General features: G+C 47.4%; 19 protein-coding genes. 4 read left to right on the top strand and 15 right to left on the bottom strand.

The window, feature by feature from the left end:
* Positions 1 to 166: 166 nt before the first annotated feature.
* The 5 genes from BN6539_RS08695 to BN6539_RS08675 are packed head-to-tail and all read right to left on the bottom strand — an operon-like array spanning position 167 to position 5,312.
* Positions 167 to 1,411: a Sapep family Mn(2+)-dependent dipeptidase gene (locus BN6539_RS08695; protein WP_067536678.1), complete on the bottom strand. Its 1,245-nt coding sequence runs from the start codon at positions 1,409 to 1,411 to the stop codon at positions 167 to 169.
* A complete protein-coding gene (locus BN6539_RS08690; RefSeq protein WP_148484466.1) occupies positions 1,408 to 2,124 on the bottom strand; it encodes an aspartate/glutamate racemase family protein in 717 nt (238 codons plus the stop codon). The genes BN6539_RS08695 and BN6539_RS08690 overlap by 4 nt, the downstream gene beginning before the upstream one ends.
* Before the next feature lie 8 nt (positions 2,125 to 2,132).
* On the bottom strand, positions 2,133 to 3,233 hold the full coding sequence (locus BN6539_RS08685; RefSeq protein WP_067536672.1) for a DUF917 domain-containing protein: 1,101 nt from the start codon (positions 3,231 to 3,233) through the stop codon (positions 2,133 to 2,135).
* Between the two features lie 29 nt (positions 3,234 to 3,262).
* Complete coding sequence (locus tag BN6539_RS08680) at positions 3,263 to 3,976, bottom strand: aspartate/glutamate racemase family protein (RefSeq protein WP_067536668.1); 714 nt, start codon at positions 3,974 to 3,976, stop codon at positions 3,263 to 3,265.
* Complete coding sequence (locus tag BN6539_RS08675; RefSeq protein ID WP_067536665.1) at positions 3,966 to 5,312, bottom strand: purine-cytosine permease family protein; 1,347 nt, start codon at positions 5,310 to 5,312, stop codon at positions 3,966 to 3,968. The genes BN6539_RS08680 and BN6539_RS08675 overlap by 11 nt, the downstream gene beginning before the upstream one ends.
* A gap of 170 nt (positions 5,313 to 5,482) precedes the next feature.
* Here BN6539_RS08675 and BN6539_RS08670 point away from each other — a divergent pair, with 170 nt between their 5' ends.
* Complete coding sequence (locus tag BN6539_RS08670; protein WP_067536662.1) at positions 5,483 to 6,646, top strand: PucR family transcriptional regulator; 1,164 nt, start codon at positions 5,483 to 5,485, stop codon at positions 6,644 to 6,646.
* A 33-nt stretch (positions 6,647 to 6,679) separates the two neighbouring features.
* Entirely contained in the window at positions 6,680 to 6,955 is a 276-nt protein-coding gene (locus tag BN6539_RS22730) for a hypothetical protein (RefSeq protein WP_067536658.1), read from the top strand.
* Positions 6,956 to 7,024: 69 nt separating this feature from the next.
* On the opposite strand, the gene BN6539_RS08660 is transcribed toward BN6539_RS22730, so the two are convergent.
* The 5 genes from BN6539_RS08660 to BN6539_RS08640 form a co-directional block, all read right to left on the bottom strand.
* The gene (locus BN6539_RS08660; RefSeq protein WP_067536655.1) at positions 7,025 to 8,359 is read right to left on the bottom strand and encodes an LCP family protein; all 1,335 of its coding nucleotides are present in this window, start codon (positions 8,357 to 8,359) and stop codon (positions 7,025 to 7,027) included.
* A gap of 602 nt (positions 8,360 to 8,961) precedes the next feature.
* Complete coding sequence (locus tag BN6539_RS08655) at positions 8,962 to 10,494, bottom strand: NAD(P)/FAD-dependent oxidoreductase (protein ID WP_242869383.1); 1,533 nt, start codon at positions 10,492 to 10,494, stop codon at positions 8,962 to 8,964.
* Positions 10,495 to 10,525: 31 nt separating this feature from the next.
* Positions 10,526 to 11,662, bottom strand: coding sequence for an aminoacetone oxidase family FAD-binding enzyme (locus tag BN6539_RS08650; RefSeq protein WP_067536649.1), 1,137 nt, complete (start codon positions 11,660 to 11,662; stop codon positions 10,526 to 10,528).
* 75 nt (positions 11,663 to 11,737) lie between these two features.
* Positions 11,738 to 12,469, bottom strand: coding sequence for an HdeD family acid-resistance protein (locus tag BN6539_RS08645; protein WP_067536645.1), 732 nt, complete (start codon positions 12,467 to 12,469; stop codon positions 11,738 to 11,740).
* 428 nt (positions 12,470 to 12,897) lie between these two features.
* Positions 12,898 to 13,281: a universal stress protein gene (locus BN6539_RS08640; protein ID WP_067536641.1), complete on the bottom strand. Its 384-nt coding sequence runs from the start codon at positions 13,279 to 13,281 to the stop codon at positions 12,898 to 12,900.
* Positions 13,282 to 13,672: 391 nt separating this feature from the next.
* On the opposite strand from BN6539_RS08640, the gene dinB reads away from it, so the two are divergent.
* Both dinB and BN6539_RS08630 read left to right on the top strand, forming a co-directional pair.
* Positions 13,673 to 14,878: a DNA polymerase IV gene (gene dinB / locus BN6539_RS08635; protein WP_067536638.1), complete on the top strand. Its 1,206-nt coding sequence runs from the start codon at positions 13,673 to 13,675 to the stop codon at positions 14,876 to 14,878.
* A gap of 28 nt (positions 14,879 to 14,906) precedes the next feature.
* Positions 14,907 to 15,503, top strand: coding sequence for a TetR/AcrR family transcriptional regulator (locus tag BN6539_RS08630; protein WP_067536635.1), 597 nt, complete (start codon positions 14,907 to 14,909; stop codon positions 15,501 to 15,503).
* Between the two features lie 171 nt (positions 15,504 to 15,674).
* Here the strand turns inward: BN6539_RS08630 and BN6539_RS08625 are convergent, their stop codons facing one another.
* The 5 genes from BN6539_RS08625 to BN6539_RS08605 form a co-directional block, all read right to left on the bottom strand.
* Positions 15,675 to 16,007 (bottom strand): hypothetical protein, encoded by a 333-nt coding sequence (locus tag BN6539_RS08625; protein ID WP_067536631.1) that lies wholly within the window; start codon positions 16,005 to 16,007, stop codon positions 15,675 to 15,677.
* A complete protein-coding gene (locus BN6539_RS08620; protein WP_067536628.1) occupies positions 16,008 to 16,466 on the bottom strand; it encodes a helix-turn-helix domain-containing protein in 459 nt (152 codons plus the stop codon).
* 48 nt (positions 16,467 to 16,514) lie between these two features.
* Positions 16,515 to 17,057 (bottom strand): flavodoxin domain-containing protein, encoded by a 543-nt coding sequence (locus BN6539_RS08615; protein ID WP_067536625.1) that lies wholly within the window; start codon positions 17,055 to 17,057, stop codon positions 16,515 to 16,517.
* Positions 17,058 to 17,069: 12 nt separating this feature from the next.
* Complete coding sequence (gene pfkA / locus BN6539_RS08610) at positions 17,070 to 18,032, bottom strand: 6-phosphofructokinase (RefSeq protein ID WP_067536622.1); 963 nt, start codon at positions 18,030 to 18,032, stop codon at positions 17,070 to 17,072.
* A gap of 105 nt (positions 18,033 to 18,137) precedes the next feature.
* A complete protein-coding gene (locus BN6539_RS08605; RefSeq protein WP_067536619.1) occupies positions 18,138 to 21,665 on the bottom strand; it encodes a DNA polymerase III subunit alpha in 3,528 nt (1,175 codons plus the stop codon).
* Positions 21,666 to 21,670 lie beyond the last annotated feature (5 nt).

The raw sequence follows: 21,670 nt of genomic DNA, 5'->3' as shown, positions 1-21,670 counted from the left end.
AACACCAATTGCTGGAAATGTCGATTTCAAATCCTTTGCGCAGGAATCACCGCTAAAATCGTCTTACATAAAAAAACTTATGAAACTCGGCAAATCTAAGTTCCATAAGTTTTTCTCTTCATTCTGTTTGCGTCCAGCTCAACGTACTGAACTCCATCCCGTCATTTTATTCGCATGCCAGTTTTTCAATTGCCAATTTGTAAATTTCCCTGGCTTTTTCCAGGTCCTCTACATAAATCCACTCGTCTTTTTTATGTTCTGTACAGTCTCTGCCAGGAAAAACTGGTCCAAAAGCCACAATGTTATCCATGGATCTGGCATAGGTTCCGCCGCCCATGACCTGGGGCTGTGTCTCATCTCCCGTCACTTCTTTATAGGCTGACATCAGCTTTTTGATGACCTCTCCGTCCTTGTCCATGTAGACCGGATCCATGGAAGTGATGACGTTTATTTTGACCCCATGGGAAGACACTGCTTTTTCCATGCGGTCCAGCACCTCTTCTTCGCTGTAAGTGACTGGGTAACGGATGTCTGCTTCCAGGAACAGCCTGTCGTCTGTTAAGCCGATGCGTCCAGCATTAAAGGTCAGAGTCCCGCTGGCTTCATCACACAGTCCAATGCCGATATTCGATCCGTCCAGGCACCAGCCGATTTTTTCCATATAGAACTTGGCAAAGGGACAATCAAAATCCGCGGCCTTTTCCATCAGTTTACTGATGGCATTTTCGCCCTCTTCCGGTGTGCTTCCGTGGGCAGCTCTGCCTTTTTCCGCCAGAACCGTACCGTCTGCCAAAGTCCCTTTCGCCCAGTCTGCCACCATGTTGGGCGCTTCTCCACCGCTGATCTTTACAAAGCCTGATTTTGAAGCCTCCATAGACAGCCGAACCATCAAGATGCCTTTTTCTCCATAGATAGCCGGAAAATCCGCGTCGGGGGTAAAGCCGAAGGAGGGAATCTCTTCGTGCTCTTTGTAATATTCCATATCCACCCAATCACCAGTCTCTTCCTGACAGCCGAAGATGATGCGGACTCGTTTATTGAGCTTTCTGCCGGAATCCAAAATGTCTTTCATTGCGTAAACGGCCGCCATAGCGGGGCCTTTGTCGTCCATGGCTCCTCGCCCATAAATCCTGCCGTCCACAACTTCTCCGCCAAAGGGATCGTGCTGCCAGCCCTCGCCGGTGGGAACCACATCTAAGTGGCAGAGAATGCCCATCAGTTCCTCTCCCTGCCCGATTTCAGCAAAACCCAGGTAATTGCCGCAGTTTTTCGTGCGGAAGCCCAAATCCTGACAGAAGTTCAGCATATAGACAAGGGCATCGTTAACGTTCTTGCCAAAGGGTTTTCCTTCTTCGGCAGTCGCATCTGTGATGCTGGGAATCGCAATGAGTTTTCTTAATGCGTCAATCATTCTATATAGTCCTCCATTCTGACCTTCGTACCTTTGATAGCATTTGTATATTCCATTTTAATCAGCAGTTCCAGTGCCTTGACTCCCATCTTCAGCGGCTCGATGACCTGTATCTGCAAACCGGCCTTTTTCAGCGCTGTCTTCAATTCATCGGCTGCAAAGTTCATACCGGTGCAGCCCAGAACAACAGCGTAAATTTGCTGTGCCTCGAGGCGCTGGCAGCAGGCGGTCAGCCGCGCCAAAAGGTCACCTTCGCAGAGATCGAGCACGGTCATTTCCACCTTCTCTACAGCGGCAATGCGGCCTGCAAATTGGTAATGCAGAGCCTTCCGCTCTTCGCAGCAGATGCCATAGTCGTCAGTGGTGATGATACCTACCTTCTCACTGATCATAGATGCAAAGTGAACTGACGCGCCATAAGGGCCCAGCACCGGTTTTCGCGACAGCTCTCTGGCTCCAATCAGAGCCGGATCGTCAAAACAGTTGATAAAGATGCCGTCGCAGTCTTCCCTTTGCGCCTTTACGACCAGGCGGAGGATCTCTGCGCCGTTGATCACGCCCTGGGCTTCCGTTTCGATGGAACGAAAGCCCCTTGCTACAGGTTCAAATTCAATGCAGGTCCCAGCCTCCAGACTGGCCGCCAGATAGCGCCTCATGGCCTCCACGGTTTCCTTCTCAAGATCCGGCACCGGATTGATGATTTTTATCTTCATGACCAAGCTTACCTCTCGTTAAACGGCACGTAATCGAAATCAAAGCCAAAGCTTCTTGGTCCGAATACTTCTAATCCTCTCTCTGTCTTCCAGATTTCCGGTGCAGGAAGCACAAAGACTGACAGATCCATGCCGTTTTCATAATTCGGATTGGTCACCGGCATCCCTGTGTTATTATCGATGACGCAGATCAGATCAGGTGCACAGATATCCACTTTTCCGTCTAAATAGGATACCAGGTGTTCGTTCTTGTACCATACTTTGTATTCATGACCCTCGTATTCTCCTGTACCTGTCAGCACAGTATCACCGAAGATAAAGCCGCCAGTTTCCTCTACCTTCCATTCTTTTACAATACCTCTGAACAAAATCTTTCCTTCTCCGGCTTCTACCACCTTCTGCACAACATCCTCGCCATTTTCTTTCGCTTTGCGCAGGGCTTCGCCCAGTTTCAATGTATAAGATAGTGCATTTGGGATAATCGCTCCTTTCAGCTGTTTTCCTGTAATGGCATGATCCGCAACACCCACTTTGTTGCCGCTGGCGATGGCAACAGCTCTGACGATATCCTCTGCGCGCATATCGTTTACAATCTCCTTTACGATCATAGCGTCTCCGAACTGCGTAGCAAGAGCAATCGGCGCCATCGGAATATCTTTTACATAAAAAGTGCTGTGCTGCAGCTCAGGTACTGAGCGGCCGGCAGGGTCCGCGTCGACGATGGGCACGCCCAGCTGGCAGGCCGTGTGAAGCGCATAAGCCGTGTTTGCGCCGCCCAGTTCTGTGGATACTGCGCCGTAAAATTTCTGACCGAAATAGTCTTCCAGAGTTCTGAAGGCCAGCAGAGATTCTGGATATCCAAGCTGCGGCAGATGAGAAAATTCATCTCCGCCGCCCTCCAAGGATGCGGGCGATCCGCACATATAGGGAACCGCCACGTAAGCGTCGTCCGGTACTTCCGACAGATCCGCCATGTAGAGTTCTCTGCCCTGGTCAAAGTCTTCCTGCATGGTACGAAGGCCCAGATCCAGATCTCCGCCGCCGCCGGTACCCACGATGGTGCATCCGTAAAGAATATCGATAATTTCCTGCTTTGTTAGTTTTTTCATGTTACCCTCCGTTTTTCTCTATTAATTTTCTATTTTTCAGGCGGCGCCATATAGGTCAGACCGCTGTGTTTTAACTTCATTTTGGCGTACATTTCTACCGTGTTCAAAGCCGCCCCAGCGGCTTCCACCACTGGTACGTCAAAGCCCTCTGCTAAAAGTCTGGCTTGCACATTCTCTGCTACGTCAATCATGCCAGTGCATCCCAGTACGATAACAGACGCGCCGTCTTCAATGGATCTGATACATTCTGGCACTAGGTTTTCTATCAGTTTTTCTGTGTTCTCCAAATCGGCTACTGGCATATTGACCGCTCTGACTTTGGTCGTGCGTCCATCCAGATGCGCTTTTGCGATATTCCCCTCTATCAGTGGAATGACGTTTTTTAGAACGGTCACAATGCCTATTTTGTCGCCTAGCCCCATAGCCATAAGCATGGCTGGTTCAAAGCCCCCGAAAACCGGGATGCTGACACATTCTCGTGCCGCTCTCACGCCTGGATCGCCAAAGCAATCCACATAGATGCCATCGTAACCTTCTGCTGCCGCTTTTTTACAGAGCTTGACTACCTGTGGCGCGTTGACTGCCTCGTCGTACTCGCTTTCGATAGAATACTGTCCTTCCGGAATCACCTCTACGTCTACCACCGTATCAGGAGCAAGATATTTTCCTATGTAATCTCGGGTTGCCTGATCCAGGAGAAAATCCCCCGTAACTGGCACCACCTGTTTAATTCTAACTGACATTGGCTGGTTCCTCTCTTTCTGCTTCTACAAAAGCTTTCGTGCCGCCGTCCAGCTTTCTCGATTTTGACGGGAAAAACTTCTCCGCGATGACGTACAGCACCATGGCTACAGCCACGCCGTTGAGATTGAAAACCCCGATGTGCAGCACGTTGTATAAAAGGAGGGCGATGACCATGGAAACGACTGCTACGATACAGCCAGTCCAGTTCCATCCGTCGACCTTATGCCAGCTTTCTGGTCTGCCCTTGCCTACAATCCAGTAATCGGCAATCATCACGCCCGCTACCGGTGCACCTAGGAAACAAATCCAATTGAGGAAGGTTTCGATGTAGCCGAGAATCCCCGTCAAGGCCAGAATCACACCGACGAAGCAGACGCCTGCGGTGGCTTCTCTTCTCCTGTTATCTGGCAGGTTAAAGGTCATGATCGTGTCCAGACCTCCGCAATAGGCGTTTAAGGAGTTTGTTGAAACTGACGCGGTGATGATGACGATCAGTCCCAAAATAGGGATGCCCACCTTTGCCAATACCAGACTGATATCGTATTCTCCGGCAATCCTGGCCAGCAAAACGCCGATGATGCAGGTTGCCAGTCCAGCCGGCATCAGACCCCAAACAGAGGATTTGATCGTGTCTTTTCTGTTTCTCTGCCATCTCGTTACATCAGCCGCCGTAAAGGCCATGGCGGAGAAGAAAGAGAAGGACAGCGCTACGGCTTCCGCAAAGGACATAGTCGCCGTTTCCACTTCGTTAGCTGTGATTCCCGCTGTTCCGTATTTTTGGAATGCCAGTACAAGACCTACTACCATGATGATGAACAGCAGCGGCACGGACAGTTTATCAAAGATCTTCAGTCCTTCCATACCGATAATGGCGATAACAGACATCACGATGCCCCAGATCAATGAAGACAGTGTCAATGGAATCTGGATGCCAAAGGCGTCCCCCATCAAGTTGGCAAAGGCTTCGCCGCAGACATTGACCTGCAGTCCGAAAAATCCCATCAGGGAAATCGCAAACAGGGAACTGACCAAAAGTCTGGTTCCGTTTTTCCCAAAGGTTGACTGGGACACTGCACAAGTGGGTATGCCCAAATCAGCCCCCTGTATTCCCAGTACGATCATCAAAATCAGCGTCAGCAGGTAACCGACGCCACAGGCGGCCACGCCCGTCCAGGTAGGCATCTGTGCCGCTACCAGTCCTCCCAGCATAAATGCCGGTATACAGATGACACATCCCGCCTGGACCCAGACCATGTCGAGCATGGATTTTCTTTCGTTCATTGGCGTTGGACGCAGTGCGAAAACTTCTGAATTATTTTTTTGTTGTTCAGCCATATCCGTTCCTCCATATTCTTTATTGGTTCAATGATAACAATTTTCTGATAAATTGTCTTTGGCGAAGGTGACAACAGATTTTCTCTTTTTTTGGGAATTTCACAATTAGAACGTGCATTTCTATCATTTATGTGATAACATTTAGTAAATTCAACAAAGGAAGTGATAAATTGAAGAAGATAACAGTCTCGGATATCTTAAACTTGGATATTATGAAAAGCGGCCGCCTTGTGGCTGGGGAGAACGGTCTTTCAAATGAGATTCGCTACGTCAGCGTCTACGATAACATCCCGACGGAGCTGGATGCGAAAATTCAGGTCTTTGAAGGGGATATTTACCTGACCTTCTGTTCTTATGGAAAAGGAAACGAGGAATATGTTCTCAATTTAGTAAAGATGATTATCAGTTTCGGCGCAGCGGCGTTGATTATCTTTGACGAAAACATCCAAGCTCTGCCGCCTTCCGCAGAAAAATTGTGCGACGAAACCGGTCTGCCAGTCATTTTTATGGACTGTCAGATTCCCTACTCTTTGATCATCTCCAGCATCATCGAATACCGGCTGGCTGCTGATCTGAAAAAGACCATCGAAGACAAGCTTAACGCCATTGTCAGCAGCAGAACTTCCCCAGAGGAAAAGCAGGAGTTCATAGAGGATCTGAATCCCAGTTTCCAGAAGAATGCGGTGGCTCTGTTCTGTATGGAAAAAGACCTTTTGACCAATATGGCATCTCCCAGCCCGGAGAGCATCAACCTGCTCAATGCGTTCAATCGGAATACTCTGAACTTTGCTGCTGAATACCGGGACGGCATCCTTCTCGTGCTGACCTTCAGCGATGCCAGGCGGCCTCTGCTTGACAAAATCCTCTCTGATGCTGTCGATGTGGTGCGCAGATATATCCCCCGCGCCCAAATCGGTATCAGTAACATTTGCAACATTGCAGACCTGGGTACTTCTGTCTCTCAATGCCATATGGCAGTCAGCGCAGGCGCAGCAGACAGCCACGGCCTTTCTTATTACAACCAGCTGGGAATTTCGCGCATCCTGCTGGAACTGCAGGGGAACACAGCTCTGGAGGAGTTTTACGCAGATATCATGAACCCGATCTGTAAGACCGACCAAGAAAGCAGCAGCAACCTATTTGAAACCATGCTCTGTTTTGTTGAGAACGAAATGGATTACAAGAAGACCTGCCAGACCATGTTTGTCCACGAAAATACGATTCGGTATCGTATCAACAAAATCAAGGCTCTGATTCCCTACGGCAAAAGCGACATGGACTTTTATGAGACCATTTCTGTGGCCGTCAAAATTTATAAGATGAAGAATTTTTAGACCGTTCTCTCGTTTTTCGTCGGTTATTACAAAGTGCGGGTTTATACAACGGTCAATACGAAAAAGATTTACAGCAGTTTATCCAGCATTGCTTCTGCAGGAGCCAGCGGTTACAAAATCTATCGCGCAACATCAAAGAACGGCAAATATCGCCTGATAAAAGATGCCAAAGCCTCACAGCGTTCCTATACCAGCGCAAACCTTAAAACGAAAAAAACCTATTATTACAAAATGAGGGCCTACAGGGTTGTAAGTGAAAAGAAGGTACACAGCACTTACAGTGCCGTCAAGAAAATAAAAACAAAATAGTTAATAAGGGCTATGATTAACGATAAAATCGTTGACCATAGCCCTTTACTTTGTCAAGCCAGAGATGTATTAATAAACGCCCGTATCGTCAATGATTTCCTGGCTGATCTGCCTGCAGGTTGCCGATACGCTATAATTCTTCTGTCCGAAGGCCAGCCGATGCAGTCTCTGCACATTAGACTCTAAAGTCTGAGGTACGACATAAGATATTTCACCCAGATAGCCTGCCCAATATGCTTTCGGCCAGCTGATGCTCTTGCCAAAACTGTAACGCGGCGCGTTGATAGCAGCCGTATACATCTTGAACTGGCTCATGTTCGTCCTGATATTTGGAAATACGGTCTCAGATAATTCGTTCAGCTTCCAAGGCTGGAGCATAGCCTTTTTCATCACTGCAGCCATGATTTTTTTATACCTGCGGCTTCGCCCTTCGTCACCGCCGCTGGTCTTTCTGATTCTACAGTAAGTGGTGGCCTGGATACCGTCTAAAGTCTGTTTACCTGTCTCCGTAATCTGATTATATGTGCCGCCTACGTTTACGGCAGTCTCATTGCCCCACTTATTCATGTCATTGATTTCATTGGCTTTTACATCCACCTTGATCCCACCCAGACAGTCCACTGCATCTGCCACAGCCTTCCAGTTAAAGATGACGAACTCCTTGATATTCAAATCCAAGCTTCGGTTCAGCGATGCAATTGTGTTCATTCCGCCCGCATAATGATGCGCATGGGTAACCTTGTCCAAAACCATGTTTCCATCGAAATACTCCATCTTGAGATAGGAATCTCGCATCACGGAAATCAGTCTGATATCGCCGGAGGACTTTTTGATACTCATGATGATAATCGCGTCGGTCCTGCTGCCGTCATACCCCTCATCCGCTCTGGCATCAGAGCCCAAAATGGCGATATTCCGATAGCCGCTCAAATCGTCAGCCACCTGATCGTCTATGGCAAAATCTGCATTTGACGTATCAACCTTGTCGAAATTCCTCGTCAGATAAAAAAAGAAGCCTGAGCCAAACACCGCCAATAAAAGCACTAAAGCCAGTATATTGCGAAACAGTTTTTTCTTATTGAGGCGATATTTCTTCTTTTTTGTACTGCGCGCACTACGTTTCCCCTTACCCGTAGGTGCTGTAACTTCACTGGCGGCATGTCGTTTTTTGCTTCTGCCGGTTTGTTTTCTGCGAGCCTGCCTCTCGTATTTTTCGGCAGCTTTCGCGTATTCAGGATCTTCATATTTTCGAATTAATTCCGGACTGTATTTTTCGTCTTTAAATTCGTATGTTTTCTTGTAACGCTTGCTTCTCACTTTCTTATCCCCTTTTAATCTACGTATCTTTTTTCCAATATGCTTATCTGTTTTATCATACCCGGCCGATTCCTTTTGAAATAGCATCCAACGATATGATTCAATGGTTCCCTCCTTGCGGCTTCGCCGTTTGAGTATCGGAACCATTATACCGTTTTTTTCGACAAATATCAACATGTAAGACAATTCGTCCGCAACAGCCGCATAAAGTTACAGTGAGGCCAGACTTAATGTTGTGTGTCAAGGTGTGCGCCCACAGCTCTGCAGCCTCCGTTACGCAGATTCGCCCCATAACGACATATTCGCTACGCAGATTCACTCCACATCTGCCTTTTTGCTTAATGCGACCACAGCTCTGCAGCCTCCGTTACGCAGATTCGCCCTATAACGACATATTCGCTACGCAGATTCACTCCACATCTGCCTTTTTGCTTAATGCGACCACAGTTCTGGAGCCTCCGTTACGCAGTTTCTCCCTATAACGACATATTCGCTACGCAGATTCACTCCACATCTGCCTTTTTGCTTAATGCGCCCACAATGCGGCATCCTGGTGGGATTGACAGCGGTCTGCCGCCTGAGAGAATACATACCCTTGGCACGTATTTCAACAGAATCCACGGTTTCAAAGAAAAGCACGGAGAAGACGCTGAACGCCAAGTTCTCTCCGTGCTTTAGTTATCCTTGAGTTAGAAGGGTTTGTATTTTGATATGATCTTTTCTGCCACTTTGATACCATCACAGGCGGCGCTCATGATGCCGCCGGCGTAGCCGGTACCCTCACCGGCCGGGTAAAACCCGCCAAAAGTCCCTTCCATCTGCTCATTCCTCGCAAATCTGACCGGTGAGGAACTTCTCGTTTCTACAGCGGTCATCAACGCATCGTCCCGATCAAAACCGGACAGCTTTCTGCCCAGGTTCGGCATGGCTTCCCGTATAGCCTCTACAGCAAAGTCCGGCAGGGAGCGGATGACTGGTGCGGCAGCCAGGGTTTCGCTGCGGAATTCACCCCAAGTGGTCTTTGGCGGCTGATAATTACTTCCGCCATTTTCAAAAGCCAGCTTTTCATATTTCTCCTGAAACTCAATGCCGGCAAGTGGATGGGGTGAACCGAAATCTTCGCATCTGACATCGACTAAAAGCCCGCTGTTGGCCTTGCCGCTGTTTCTGGCTCTGTTACTCATTCCATTGGTTACGACACCGCCCTCCTGAGAAGATGCTACGATGACTTCACCGCCGGGGCACATACAGAAAGTGTAGACCCCTCTGCCGTTTTCACAGTGGTAATTCAACTTATAATCCGCCGGCGGCAGTCCCATTGTGTCGCCATATTGTGACTTGTCTATCAGTTCCTGGGAATGCTCAATCCGCACACCGACAGAAAAGGGTTTCTGCTGCATTTTGATTCCCCGCTCGCAGAGATAGCGGAAGGTATCGCGGGCGCTGTGCCCTACAGCCAAGATTACATTCTGTGTAGGAATTTCATAACGTTGGCCTTCACACTCTGCGACCACAGATTTCACACATTTCTTCTTTGTATTTACTTCTGCAAAGCGGGTATCAAATCTAACCTCTCCTCCGCAGCGGATAATCTCTTCTCTGATGTTTTTGACTACAGTCCGCAGCACATCGGTGCCGATATGTGGCTTCTGTTTGTAGAGAATATCTTCGTCAGCCCCAGCGCGCACAAACTCTTCGAGCACCTTTCTGATGCGCGGATCCTTGATCCCAGTAGTCAATTTTCCGTCAGAAAAGGTCCCGGCGCCGCCTTCACCGAACTGCACGTTGGATTCCGGATTTAAAATGCCTTCATTCCAAAAGCACTCCACATCCTTTACCCTCTTTTCAATCTGACTGCCTCGCTCTATGATGATAGGGCGATATCCTCTCTTTGCCAGAATCAAGCCGGCAAACATGCCGCACGGTCCAAAGCCAACGATGACAGGCTGGTCAATCATCTCTTCGCCGCCTGATTCAACATCGATGTAACTCATATCCGGCGCTTCTTCGAGGCCTAGCTTAGGGTTTAAAGGAAGGCTGGCATACTGCTTCGGCCGCTGTCTGGTTACTGCCTGAAAATCCACAGTATACACTAACTTGATATCCTTCTTGTCCCTCGCGTCGAGAGATTCTTTTATAATTTTCAAATCCGTCAATATCAAATCCCTGTTGTTCAGTCTCTTTAGTATTTTCTTGGGGATATCACTCTTGGTTTCATTCATGTTCAATTTTATCTGATGCATTCTATATCTGCTATTCATTTGCCATTTCCTTTCCAGCCAACATGCCCGTCTCAAAAGCATACTGTAAATTATAGCCGCCGCACGGTCCGTCATAATCGACAACTTCCCCTGCAAAATATAGGTCTTTTGTTATTTTCGATTCCATGGCCGTCAGATCAATTTCATCGAGGCAAACTCCGCCTTTGGTCACCTGGGCATAATCCCAACCTTTTGCTCCTTTAGGAGACAGCGGGAAGTGGCGAAGCAGTCTCGCCATTTCTTTGATATCGCCTTTTGACAATTGATATATTCTTTCTGCAATAGGACCTCTCACCAAGAAGTCCAGCAGATGTTCTCTCTCAAACCCCTTCATTTGACTTCTCTCAAGTAAAACTTCCGTAAGATTACCTTTTCCAGGAAAGAAATCGATCAGGATACGGTAGTCATCAAAGCCATCCTTTATCGTCTTCCCCTGCGGAAGCAAGAGAAAACGGGATAGGTTAAACACACAGATGCCGGAAACTCCCGTCTTTGTAAACTGCAGCTCGCCGGTTTCCTCAGCAATGATCTCACCTCTGTGACACAAAGAAACACAGGCCTTGACCCTGATACCCGCTAGATCCCGGTTATCTTCTTTCACATCAATGGCCGTCAGCACCGGCACCAGTCTGGTGACATGATGTCCCAGCTGTTTTGCCAACTTGCTGCCATCTCCCGTAGTTCCAAACTGCGGTCCAGCTTTTCCTCCGCATGCGATCAAAAGCTTTCTGGCTTCAAAACAGTCCTTTGCAGTATGAATTTGAAAATGCTCCTTCTTGTCCACCGCTAGAACCTGGCTGGAGGTCTCAGTTCTGATGCCGAGAATCCCAATCCTTTTTTCCATCGCCGTGTAAACTGCCCGGGCTTCCTCCGTGTAGGGGTAGACTCTGCCCTCTTCGTCGGTCCGAGTCAAAAGCCCCAGATGGGCAAAAAAGGCCAAAGTCTGTCGGTAATTTTGGCATTTGATATTAGTAAGGTTGCACTTTCCATTACCCGATGCCAAAATCTTTTTTCCCATCTGTTCTTTTTTCTCTATGATCAGGACATCTAACGAAGGATTCTTTTCCTTCGCGCAGATTGCGGCCGTCATTCCCGCTGCGCCGCCGCCAATGATACATATGTCAATCATTTCTCTGTCACTCCTAATAAGTAAAGGTGTCGTTCCATAGCTGATTTCAACTATTTTGCGACACCCCCGATTTCATTATTCTTCTTTCGATTCTTCAGGCTCTTCACTATTGGTTTCGCCAATTGGCTCACTGATCATCTCGTGAAATTCCTTTGACTCTTCCGCTTTCTTAATACCTTTTCGCGCCTGCCTTGCTTTCTTGATCGCTTTCTTTACTTCTTCATGGGCTTCTTCTGCCGCTGCCTCCGCATCGGCAATCTTCTCTTCTTTGGTCTTAATCAGCTCGGGCTTGGTGTAGGATATGTCGACGCCGATTTTGATGACATTTGCACCTTGTACGACGAAGCATACACCTAAGATCATGAGCACCGACAAATGGAAGAGCATCAGGTTGAAGAAAGTATATACACCTACAATCAAGTTCAACGCGCTCACTACGACAGTCCAATAAAAATCTATATCTTTCTCTTTCTTTTCTACGACTTGAGTAACGATGACAAATCCTCTGATGCCCGAAATCATACTCCACATACCGAAAACTACAGGTACAGCGATATCTGCTGCCAGCTGCCCGGTCAGAACGACGACACCTAGTATAAAAGTTGTCAGCCCTTCGATGAGAACCCAGTGCCTGTTCTCCTCGTCTTCAACGGTTCTCTTATATGCAAAACATTCTACCATTCCGACAATAATCAGAACGACGCCGATGGGAAAGGCTAGGGAAAGAAATGATAATCCGGCATTTGCTACTGAAAACACACCGAGTATTGTCAGCAGAGCACCGACGATTATTGTTAATATTCTCACTCAGTTTACCTCCTTAATGGACTTGTCACAATTTGTGAAACAAATTGATGAAAGTCCTTATGCTTTTGCGCCCCGCAAACGCAGTGAGCGGTCTGGCGCTTGTCGTATAATGGACTTGTCACAATTTGTGAAACAAATTGATGAAAGTCCTTATGCTTTAGCGCCCCGCAAACGCAGTGAGCGGTCTGGCGCTTGTTGTATAATGGACTTGTCACAGTTTGTGAGAAAGTCCCTATGCTTTGGGAGACCTAACCCAATTCAGCGCAGCTTAATCGCTGATAGGTACCCGGTCAAAAGTGCAGCGCATTAGCGCGTGGCACGCAGGCGGCCAATTCCTAAACGCAGGCACATCCTGCACTGCTCATTTGGCTGCGTTATTCGTATATTTAATATTACTTGTACCATTATACTTGGCTTCGGGCTTTTAGTCAAGAATGTGCTGGAACGACGATCAGCTCCGCCTTGCCTGCAAGGTACTCGTTAAAACGGTCAAGGAAAGAATCCCTGCCTTCTTTTTCTCCAGATTGTCCTGTAATAACCTCTGTAATCCCATTTCTATCCACAATATCGATCAAAGTCTTCATCACATCGTCTGATTTTTCTACTGTCAGGCTCGCGCCTGCATCTCTCGCCTTCTCGTAGAGGAACTCCAGTGCTTCCCCTTCCTCCGAATTATCAAGAAATGAATCATCACTCTTTGCAATATGGATTACAAACAGTTGGTCATCATCAGACTTTTTCAGCTTCTTGCCATAGTCGATCAGTCGTTGACAAGTCTTCTGTTTGGTTACGCAGACCATGATATTATTCATTTTTTCACCCCTTATTTTACTATCAAATCGCTTTCAGGGAGAACCCCTTTTCTCCCATTCGTATTTACTATAACATGACGATACCTTTAAAAATGCAATCGTAAGTCATGTTTCAATGATTTCTGCCTTGCGACAACGTCGTGAAATCGTGCGCTCATTATATCATGAATATTCCTTTAGGGATTGAATCGCAATTTATGATTCAATGAACGCTTCTTTGCGACAACGTCGTGAAATCGTGCGTTCATTATATCATAAATCTACCAGTGAAATGTGAATGTTATTTGATATCTTTTCTTCTAGTTATAAATTGTTTGTCGTCATTCCACTATTTTTTATCTTTTAGACGTTTCTGATTTGCTATATTTCTTTCTTGTGGTAAAATATTCGTATGGACAGAGTAATTTTACATTGTGATATGAATGGTTTTTACGCATCAGTGGAACTCCTCTCCCGACCAGATCTCAGGGACAAGCCCATGGCGGTCTGCGGAGACCCAGAGAGCCGTCACGGTATCATATTAGCGAAAAACGAAATTGCTAAGAAATACGGCGTCGTTACTGCCGAAACCATCTGGCAAGCGAAGAAAAAGTGCCCTGATTTACAGCTGGTCAAACCACACCACGACAGATATAAGGAGTTCAGCGAGAAAATCAATAAAATCTATCTATCATACACCGATATGGTGGAACCCTTCAGTATCGATGAATCCTGGTTGGATGTCACCGCAAGCCAAAGACTCTTCGGTACCGGCAGACAGATCGCCGATATGATCAGAGCACGTGTCAAAAGCGAGCTGAATCTAACTTTATCAGTAGGCGTTTCCTACAACAAAATCTTTGCAAAAATGGGCAGTGAATACAGAAAACCGGATGCGACGACAGAAATCACCCGCGAAAACTACCGAGACCTGCTGTGGCCTCAGCCAGTGCGGGAATTGTTCTTCGTGGGCTGGGCTACCGCTGAAAAATTAGAAAAACTAGGTGTCCACACCATCGGCGATTTAGCTCATAGCGATCCCCTCGCCCTAGAAGCCCTGCTCGGAAAACAAGGTTCCATTCTTTACAGTTATGCTAACGGTTTAGATGACAGCCCCGTCACCCTGTATGATCAGAGAGAAAAAATTAAGTCAGTTGGAAATGGCATCACATTTAAACGCAACCTAAAAGGGATGGAAGATATTCTGACTGCCGTAACCAGTCTGGCTGACACAGTAGCAAGCCGCCTGCGTAAATACCAGATGAAGGCTTATGGCGTCAAAGTGGATATCAAAGACCCGTATTTCAAAACGATTTCCAGACAAAAGCAGCTGCATCTGCCGACAAACCTGGCGTCAGAAATCAGAATGACCAGCCTGGAAATTCTAAAAACATCATGGAATCTTTCAGACCCTATCAGGCTGCTGACGATTACAGCCATCAATCTGACAGATGAAACCGCTGACGAACAGCTTTCCCTCTTTGACAGCGCCGCAGACGGCGGACGAGGAAAACGTGAATCCATCGAGCGGACCATGGACGATATTCGTAAAAAGTTCGGAGATAGCTCCATCACTTTTGGTCAGATTATTGATAATGATTTAGGAATTGATTTATAAACAAGAATAGAGTCATTAAGGAGAAAAGATGAAAAATTCAGAGAAAAAGCAGAAGATATTAGAAGCCGCAATGCGCGTAATCCGCACACAGGGTATGGAGAAAACCACGGTCAGAGAAATCGCTTCTCAGGCCGGCGTCACTACTGGCGCCGTCTATCATTATTATAAGAACAAAGAAGAACTGTTTCAGGATATCATCAACGAATCCATTCATTTCTCTCAAAGAATTATCACTGCCGCAGACAGCGGTGAAAAAACCCAGCAGGAGCTTTTTAACGAAATAGCAGATAATGTGCGTCGCCGTCTCCTCAAAGAGGATGAACAGAAGCTGCACATCGCGCTCCTTGGAGATCTCATCAGCAAAAACGATGAGAACAGAGATCGCGTCATTAAGAATTATAAGATGACGATACAAAACGCCGGCAATTTATTCGGACCGGCTTCAGGAATCGAAAATGACAAATATAAATATCTGATGGCTTCTTTCTTTGTTGCTGCACTGGACGGCATGGCTATTCAGCGTTCACTCGGCGTATATCCAGCAAAAGAAGAAATGGTCATTGAAACCTTTATAGAATTTTTCAAGGAAGCCATTCTTCGATACCTGGCAGAACACAAAGAATAATAAAAAACGAGTGCATGACGGAGCGTCGCTCCTATGCACTCATGTCGCCCGCAAGGGGCGACGCTTCGCAAGGTACGTTCTTTGATATTCCGTCAATATCGATTTCATCGATATTTCCTACATAATAAAAAACCGTGGACCTCATTTCTTAGGCCACGGTTTTTCTATACTCTAAACAAATTGCACGCCTTTTACGAAATCCACTCTGATCAGACCTTCCTGTCCCTTTTTGACTGATCTGATCTGGAGCCACTCCTCATCAATATCCACGATAAGGCATTCCTTTGCGGCAAAATCCGAGTCTTCTGCCTCTCGTTCCAGCTCCAGCTTGGCGGTTTTACCTAAGTTTTTCTTCAGGATATCCTTAAGGGACTCTTTTTCAAAATCCACAATGCCAGAATCCTTTATCATTCGTTCCAGCTTCTTTACCTTTTTTGCTAGATCGAAATACATGACAAAGGCCACGATACCGAGGAGGCCAAAGACATTTCCCATGGTCTCCATTTACTTCCCCTCCTTCTCAAACTTCAATGAAGTAATCGCTGAAATCGGGACTAGCCTGGACTCCGTCGCCTTCCCCTTTTTATACTCCACTTTCATCCACATGCCGTCAAATTCTACAATCGTGCACAATTTATTATACAAATCATAATCAGCTTCGTCGGTTAACTGCATTCTGACCAGTCGTCCCTTGGCCGCTAAAAGCAGTCTAGTCACAGGGTTTCTCGGGCCGCCTGCCGATTCCGCACCGTCTGTCGGACTTTCATAATCGTCATTGAGCAGATAGTCGCAGCTCACCTTGAGAAGGGATGCCAGTTTTACTACTTTTTCCATCTCCGGATAAGCCAGATTTGATTCCCAACGGGAAACCGTCTGCCTGGTCACCGCCATCAGCTCTGCCAGCTGTTCCTGTGTCAAATTCTTCTTCTTTCTTGCCTCTGCGATTTTCTCACCTATTTTCATTTGTCACCTCCTGATGACCCAATTATAACCGAACCCAGCGACAATCCTCTACCAACTTTTAGTTTCTAAATGTAACGTTTGAATTGCATATACCAAATCATAGGTGGCGCTGTAGCTGGTGTAATCAGCGCCCTGCTCAATAGCATCAAGCAATTCCCGCTCTGATTCGGTCATCTCTCCTTTTCCGGCAATCATCTTCTTGACTATACCCATCAGCCTCTTGTCCATACCGGTTACCTTTGATGGATCATACCCGCCCCGCAGAAAATAACAAGGTAAATCCTTTATCGTCTTGACAAAATTGATTTCCCTGCATTCCTGCTGTACAGCCGGGTCTTCGATATTGAGTCCCACCGCAAAAACAAAGATCTTTTTGTCCGACAATTTCTTGTAATTCTTCTGCAAAAACCTAATGCCTAAAATGCCGCCGGCATGAATAGGCCCGCCAAAAACAAGACATTCGTATTTTTCTAAATCTTTCACCTTGCACGCATCCTGCCGTAAAAGATCGGCGCCTACATCCTTGGCAATCCATTGTGCGTACTGCTGCGTCGTTCCATACTTACTGGTATATACTACTGCGATTTTCATTTTTTAACCTTTCTATTTGCTCAGCACGCCGATTAAATCGTACATCGCCCTGTCGATTTCTCTTTTCTGCTCAAGGGCGTCAATCAAATCGTATGCCGCAATCTCACCATCGACAGTACCGATCGCTTTGCTGTCAGAATCGTCTTTCAGCAGTTCAACGGCCTTTGCTCCTGTCAAAGTGGCCAGCATGCGGTCCCGCAACGTCGGACTGCCGCCGCGCTGCAGATAGGACAAAACCACCAGCCTGGTATCTTTCCCCGTTCTATACTGTATCGTCTCTGTCAGTTCCTGAGAAGAGATGCCCGAACCCTCCGCATTGATGATGATACTATGCTGTTTGCCCCGATTAGCGCCCATGACGATTTTTTTGCAGAGTTCGTTGATATCATTCTCTATTTCTGGAATCAAAACGCCTTCCGCCCCTCCGGCTAAACCGGCAAAAAGAGCGATATCTCCACAGTGTCTGCCCATAACCTCAATGACCGTGGTCCTTTCATGTGAAGAAGAGGTGTCCCGGATCTTGGTAATTGCTTCTAATACGGTATTGACTGCCGTATCAAAGCCGATGGTATAGTCCGTATACCCCAGATCGTTATCTATGGTTCCCGGCAGGCCGATGACTCTGATGCCTCTCCTTGCCAGGTCTGCACCGCCGCGCAGGGAACCGTCCCCGCCGATAACGACCAGACCTTCAATGCCGAAGGTATCCAGCATAGCTGCTGCATGAGCTTGCCCTTCCTCCGTTCTGAACTTTTCGCTTCTGGCAGTCTTCAGAATCGTACCGCCTCTCTGCAGAATATCTCCTACAGAATTTCGATCTAACTCTTCTATTTCTCCATCCATGAGACCCTCGTAACCTCTGTAAATTCCGTAGACTTCCATGCCTTCATCGATGCCGCATCTCACTACAGACCTGACTGCCGCATTCATTCCAGGAGAATCTCCTCCGCTGGTTAGTACTCCGATTCGTTTCATAATTTCCTCCTAATGGAGTTGCGCCAATTTACAAAGTAAATTGCTGGGAACTCCTTATGCTATAACGCCCCAGCTCTAGCTGGCTAGGCGTTAGCCGTATAATGGTTAAAAGCTAGGTCTCCCTTTAACGTTAGGTCGTCCTACTACTTCAGCCACTGTATCAAAAAAGTCAATGGTCGGATAAACACCTGCGCCTTGACCAGTCTTGACAATTTTGCCATTTTGCAAATAAATCAGAACTGGCGCATTTCCTCTGTGCTGATGGAAAATCTCTCGCAAAGCGGCAAGGGTTTCCTCTTCATCTGCCTCCGCCGGAATTCTCACCTTGACTGAGTCTGGCTCTGTTCCTCTGGACGGCCGGGATGGCCGCTCAGACGACTGAGACAGCTTCTCTTCTACCCCGTCGATATCCACAACGGAATCAGCAAGCAGCTTCGGCATCTCTTCTTCCTTAAAATTAAGCTTTCCTTTGACGACGACGACGTTGTCCTCTTCGATCGCTTCACGGCAGCGCTCGTAGACGTTGGGGAAAACCACGACTTCCACTTCGCCGTACAAGTCTTCTAAGTCTACAAAGGCCATCATCTTGTTGTTTTTTGTCACCAGGTTTTTCTTTCCTGCAATCATGCCCGCCATAGTCACTGTCATCCCGTCTTTGATGCGAGTGTCCGGCGTCTCCGATTCGGCAGCGCTGGCCAATTCCTCACTGGTGGTCGTCGCCAATTTCTTAATGCGATCGGTATATTCGTTGAGAGGATGATCCGTGATGTACACGCCCACCATCTCTTTCTCCATAGCCAGCAGAACATCCTTGCTAAAGTTGTTCACCTGCGGCAGGGTTCCCGACGTATCGCCGCTGCTCATCTCTTCGCTGCTGATCTGGAAGAGAGACATCTGGCCGGCGATGTTTTTCTTGGCGTTATTCTGTGCCGACTCTACCAGACCTTCGTAAACAGCCAGGTGCGCCGCCCTATTGGTATTCAGACAGTCGAGAGCGCCGGCTTTAATCAGACTCTCCACCGCTTTCTTGTTAACCTCGCTGATTTCCACGTTGTTGATAAACTGGAAGATATCGCTAGGGTACCCCTTCTCTTCTCTCGCTTTGATAATCGCGTCAATCGCGCCTTCCCCCACGTTCTTTACACCGAGAAGTCCAAATCTGATTTTTCCATCGACTACAGAAAACTTTTTCTGACTCTCGTTGATACATGGCGGCAGAACTTCGATGCCCATATCCTGGCAATTTCTAATATATCTCGATATATACTTGGCGTCACCCATAACGCTGGTCATCAGCGCCGCCATAAACTCTACAGGATAGAATTTTTTCAAATAGCCCGTTTCGTAAGCGACCACCGCATAAGCCGCCGCGTGAGATTTGTTGAAAGCGTACTGGGCAAAGGTCTCCATATCGGCAAAGATAGCCTCTGCCGCCTGGGCCGAAATACCGTTGCGTACGCAGCCCATGATTTCGATGTTGCCCTCTTCATCCGTCTTGCCGTTGATGAAATACTCTTTCTCCTGCAGCATGACGTCTTTCTTCTTTTTACTCATGGCACGACGCACGATGTCTGAACGGCCAAAGCTGTAGCCAGCTAAATCCCGGACAATCTGCATAACCTGTTCCTGATAAACAAGGCAGCCGTAAGTGACGTCCAAAATCGGTGCCAGCTCCGGCGTCACGTACTTAATTTTATGAGGGTTTTTCTTGTATTCTATATATTTGGGAATGGAGTCCATCGGTCCCGGTCTGTAAAGAGAGATGCCCGCTACGACATCCTCAAAGCAGGTCGGCTTCAGGTTTTTCATGAACTGGGTCATACCGCCGCTCTCCAGCTGAAACACGCCGTCGGTATTTCCGCTGGCAATCATTTCGTAGACCGAAGGCTCATCATAACCCATTCTGGCAAAGTCGATGGTAACGCCGTAATTTTTTTCGATTAACTCCAGGGCGTCTCTGATTACCGTCAGATTTCGCAGACCGAGGAAGTCCATCTTCAACAAACCCAACTCTTCGATGGTGGTCATATTGAACTGGGTAGCGACCCCTTTGTCAGACATATACAGCGGTACGTACTCGTCCAGAGGAAGCTTTGATATTACAACGCCTGCCGCATGGGTCGATGCGTGGCGCGGCATGCCTTCAATGGCTCTCGACATGTCGATGACCTTGGCGATTCGATCATCGGACTGGTACATCTCTCTCAGCTCCGGATTCATGTCCATGGCTTTGTCGATGGTCATCTTCAGTTCAAAGGGTATGGCCTTGGCAACTTTGTCCGCTTCGGCATAGCTGAGATTCAGCGCGCGGCCCACGTCACGTACAGCCGCCTTCGCTTTCATGGTTCCAAAGGTGATGATCTGCGAAACGTTCTCCTTGCCGTATTTTTTAATGACATAGTCGATCACCTCACCCCGGCGTTCAATGCAGAAGTCGATATCCACATCGGGCATGCTGACTCTCTCAGGGTTTAAGAATCGCTCAAAAATCAAGTTATATCTAATCGGATCGATGTCGGTGATCTTCAGGCTGTAAGCTACCAGACTGCCGGCGGCGGAGCCTCGTCCCGGCCCTACCATGATGTTATTTACCTTAGCAAAGTTAATAAAATCCCATACGATGAGAAAGTACTCTACATAACCCATGGACTCGATGACACCCATCTCGTATGACAGTCGTTCCTGCAGCTCTTCGGTCACATGGTCATATCTCTCGTGCAGTCCTTTCTGGCATAACTCTCGCAGATATTGCTGGTTCGTTTTACCTTCTGGCGGTACGAACTCTGGCAAGTGGTATTCGCCAAAGGTAAACTCCACATTACAGCGCTCTGCGATTCTTTGGGTATTTTCGATGGCCTCCGGCGCATAGGCGAAGATCTTCTTCATCTCATCCTCGCTCTTTAAATAAAACTGATCGTTAGGAAAGCGCATTCTCTTTTCATCGTCGATCGTGGTGGCTGTCTGAATCGCCAGCAGCACATCGTGTGCCTCGGCGTCCTCTTGCCTGACATAATGCACGTCGTTGGTAGCCACCAGCGGAATATCAAGCTCCTTTGACAGCTTTACCAAGCTGGGGTTAATCATCGCTTCTTCTTCCAGCCCCTGGTCTTGCAGTTCCAAGTAAAAATTACCGTGACCGAAGATTTCGTCCATAGCCATCGCTTCTGTCCTGGCACCATCATAATCCCTGTTGAGGAGACAGTTCTGCACTTTTCCTGCCAGGCAGGCAGAAAGCGCGATAATTCCCTCGTTATGTTCCCGCAAAACGTTTTTATCTATGCGGGGTTTATAATAGTATCCTTCCGTAAAACCCTTGGATACGATTTTAATTAAATTTCTATAACCTTCGTTGTCTTTCGCCAGCAAGACAAGGTGTCCCTGATATTTGTCCTTGTCCGCGTCTTTGTCCAGCATGGTCCTGGCCGCCGTATAGACTTCACAGCCTATAATCGGCTTGATTCCCTGCTTCTTACACTCTTTGTAAAAATCAATGACGCCGAACATGACGCCGTGGTCTGTAATTGCTAAAGAGTCCATGCCCAGCTCTTTGGCCCTCGTTACCACGTCGGTAATGCGAGCGGCGCCGTCCAGCAGGCTGAACTCTGTATGAACATGTAAATGTGTAAATGCCATATAAC

Origin of the sequence: Emergencia timonensis (genome assembly GCF_900086585.1) — a bacterium.
GTDB lineage: Bacteria > Bacillota > Clostridia > Peptostreptococcales > Anaerovoracaceae > Senimuribacter > Senimuribacter timonensis.
Note: the sequence above shows the minus strand (reverse complement) of the source record. Positions and strands in the feature narration are given on the sequence as shown.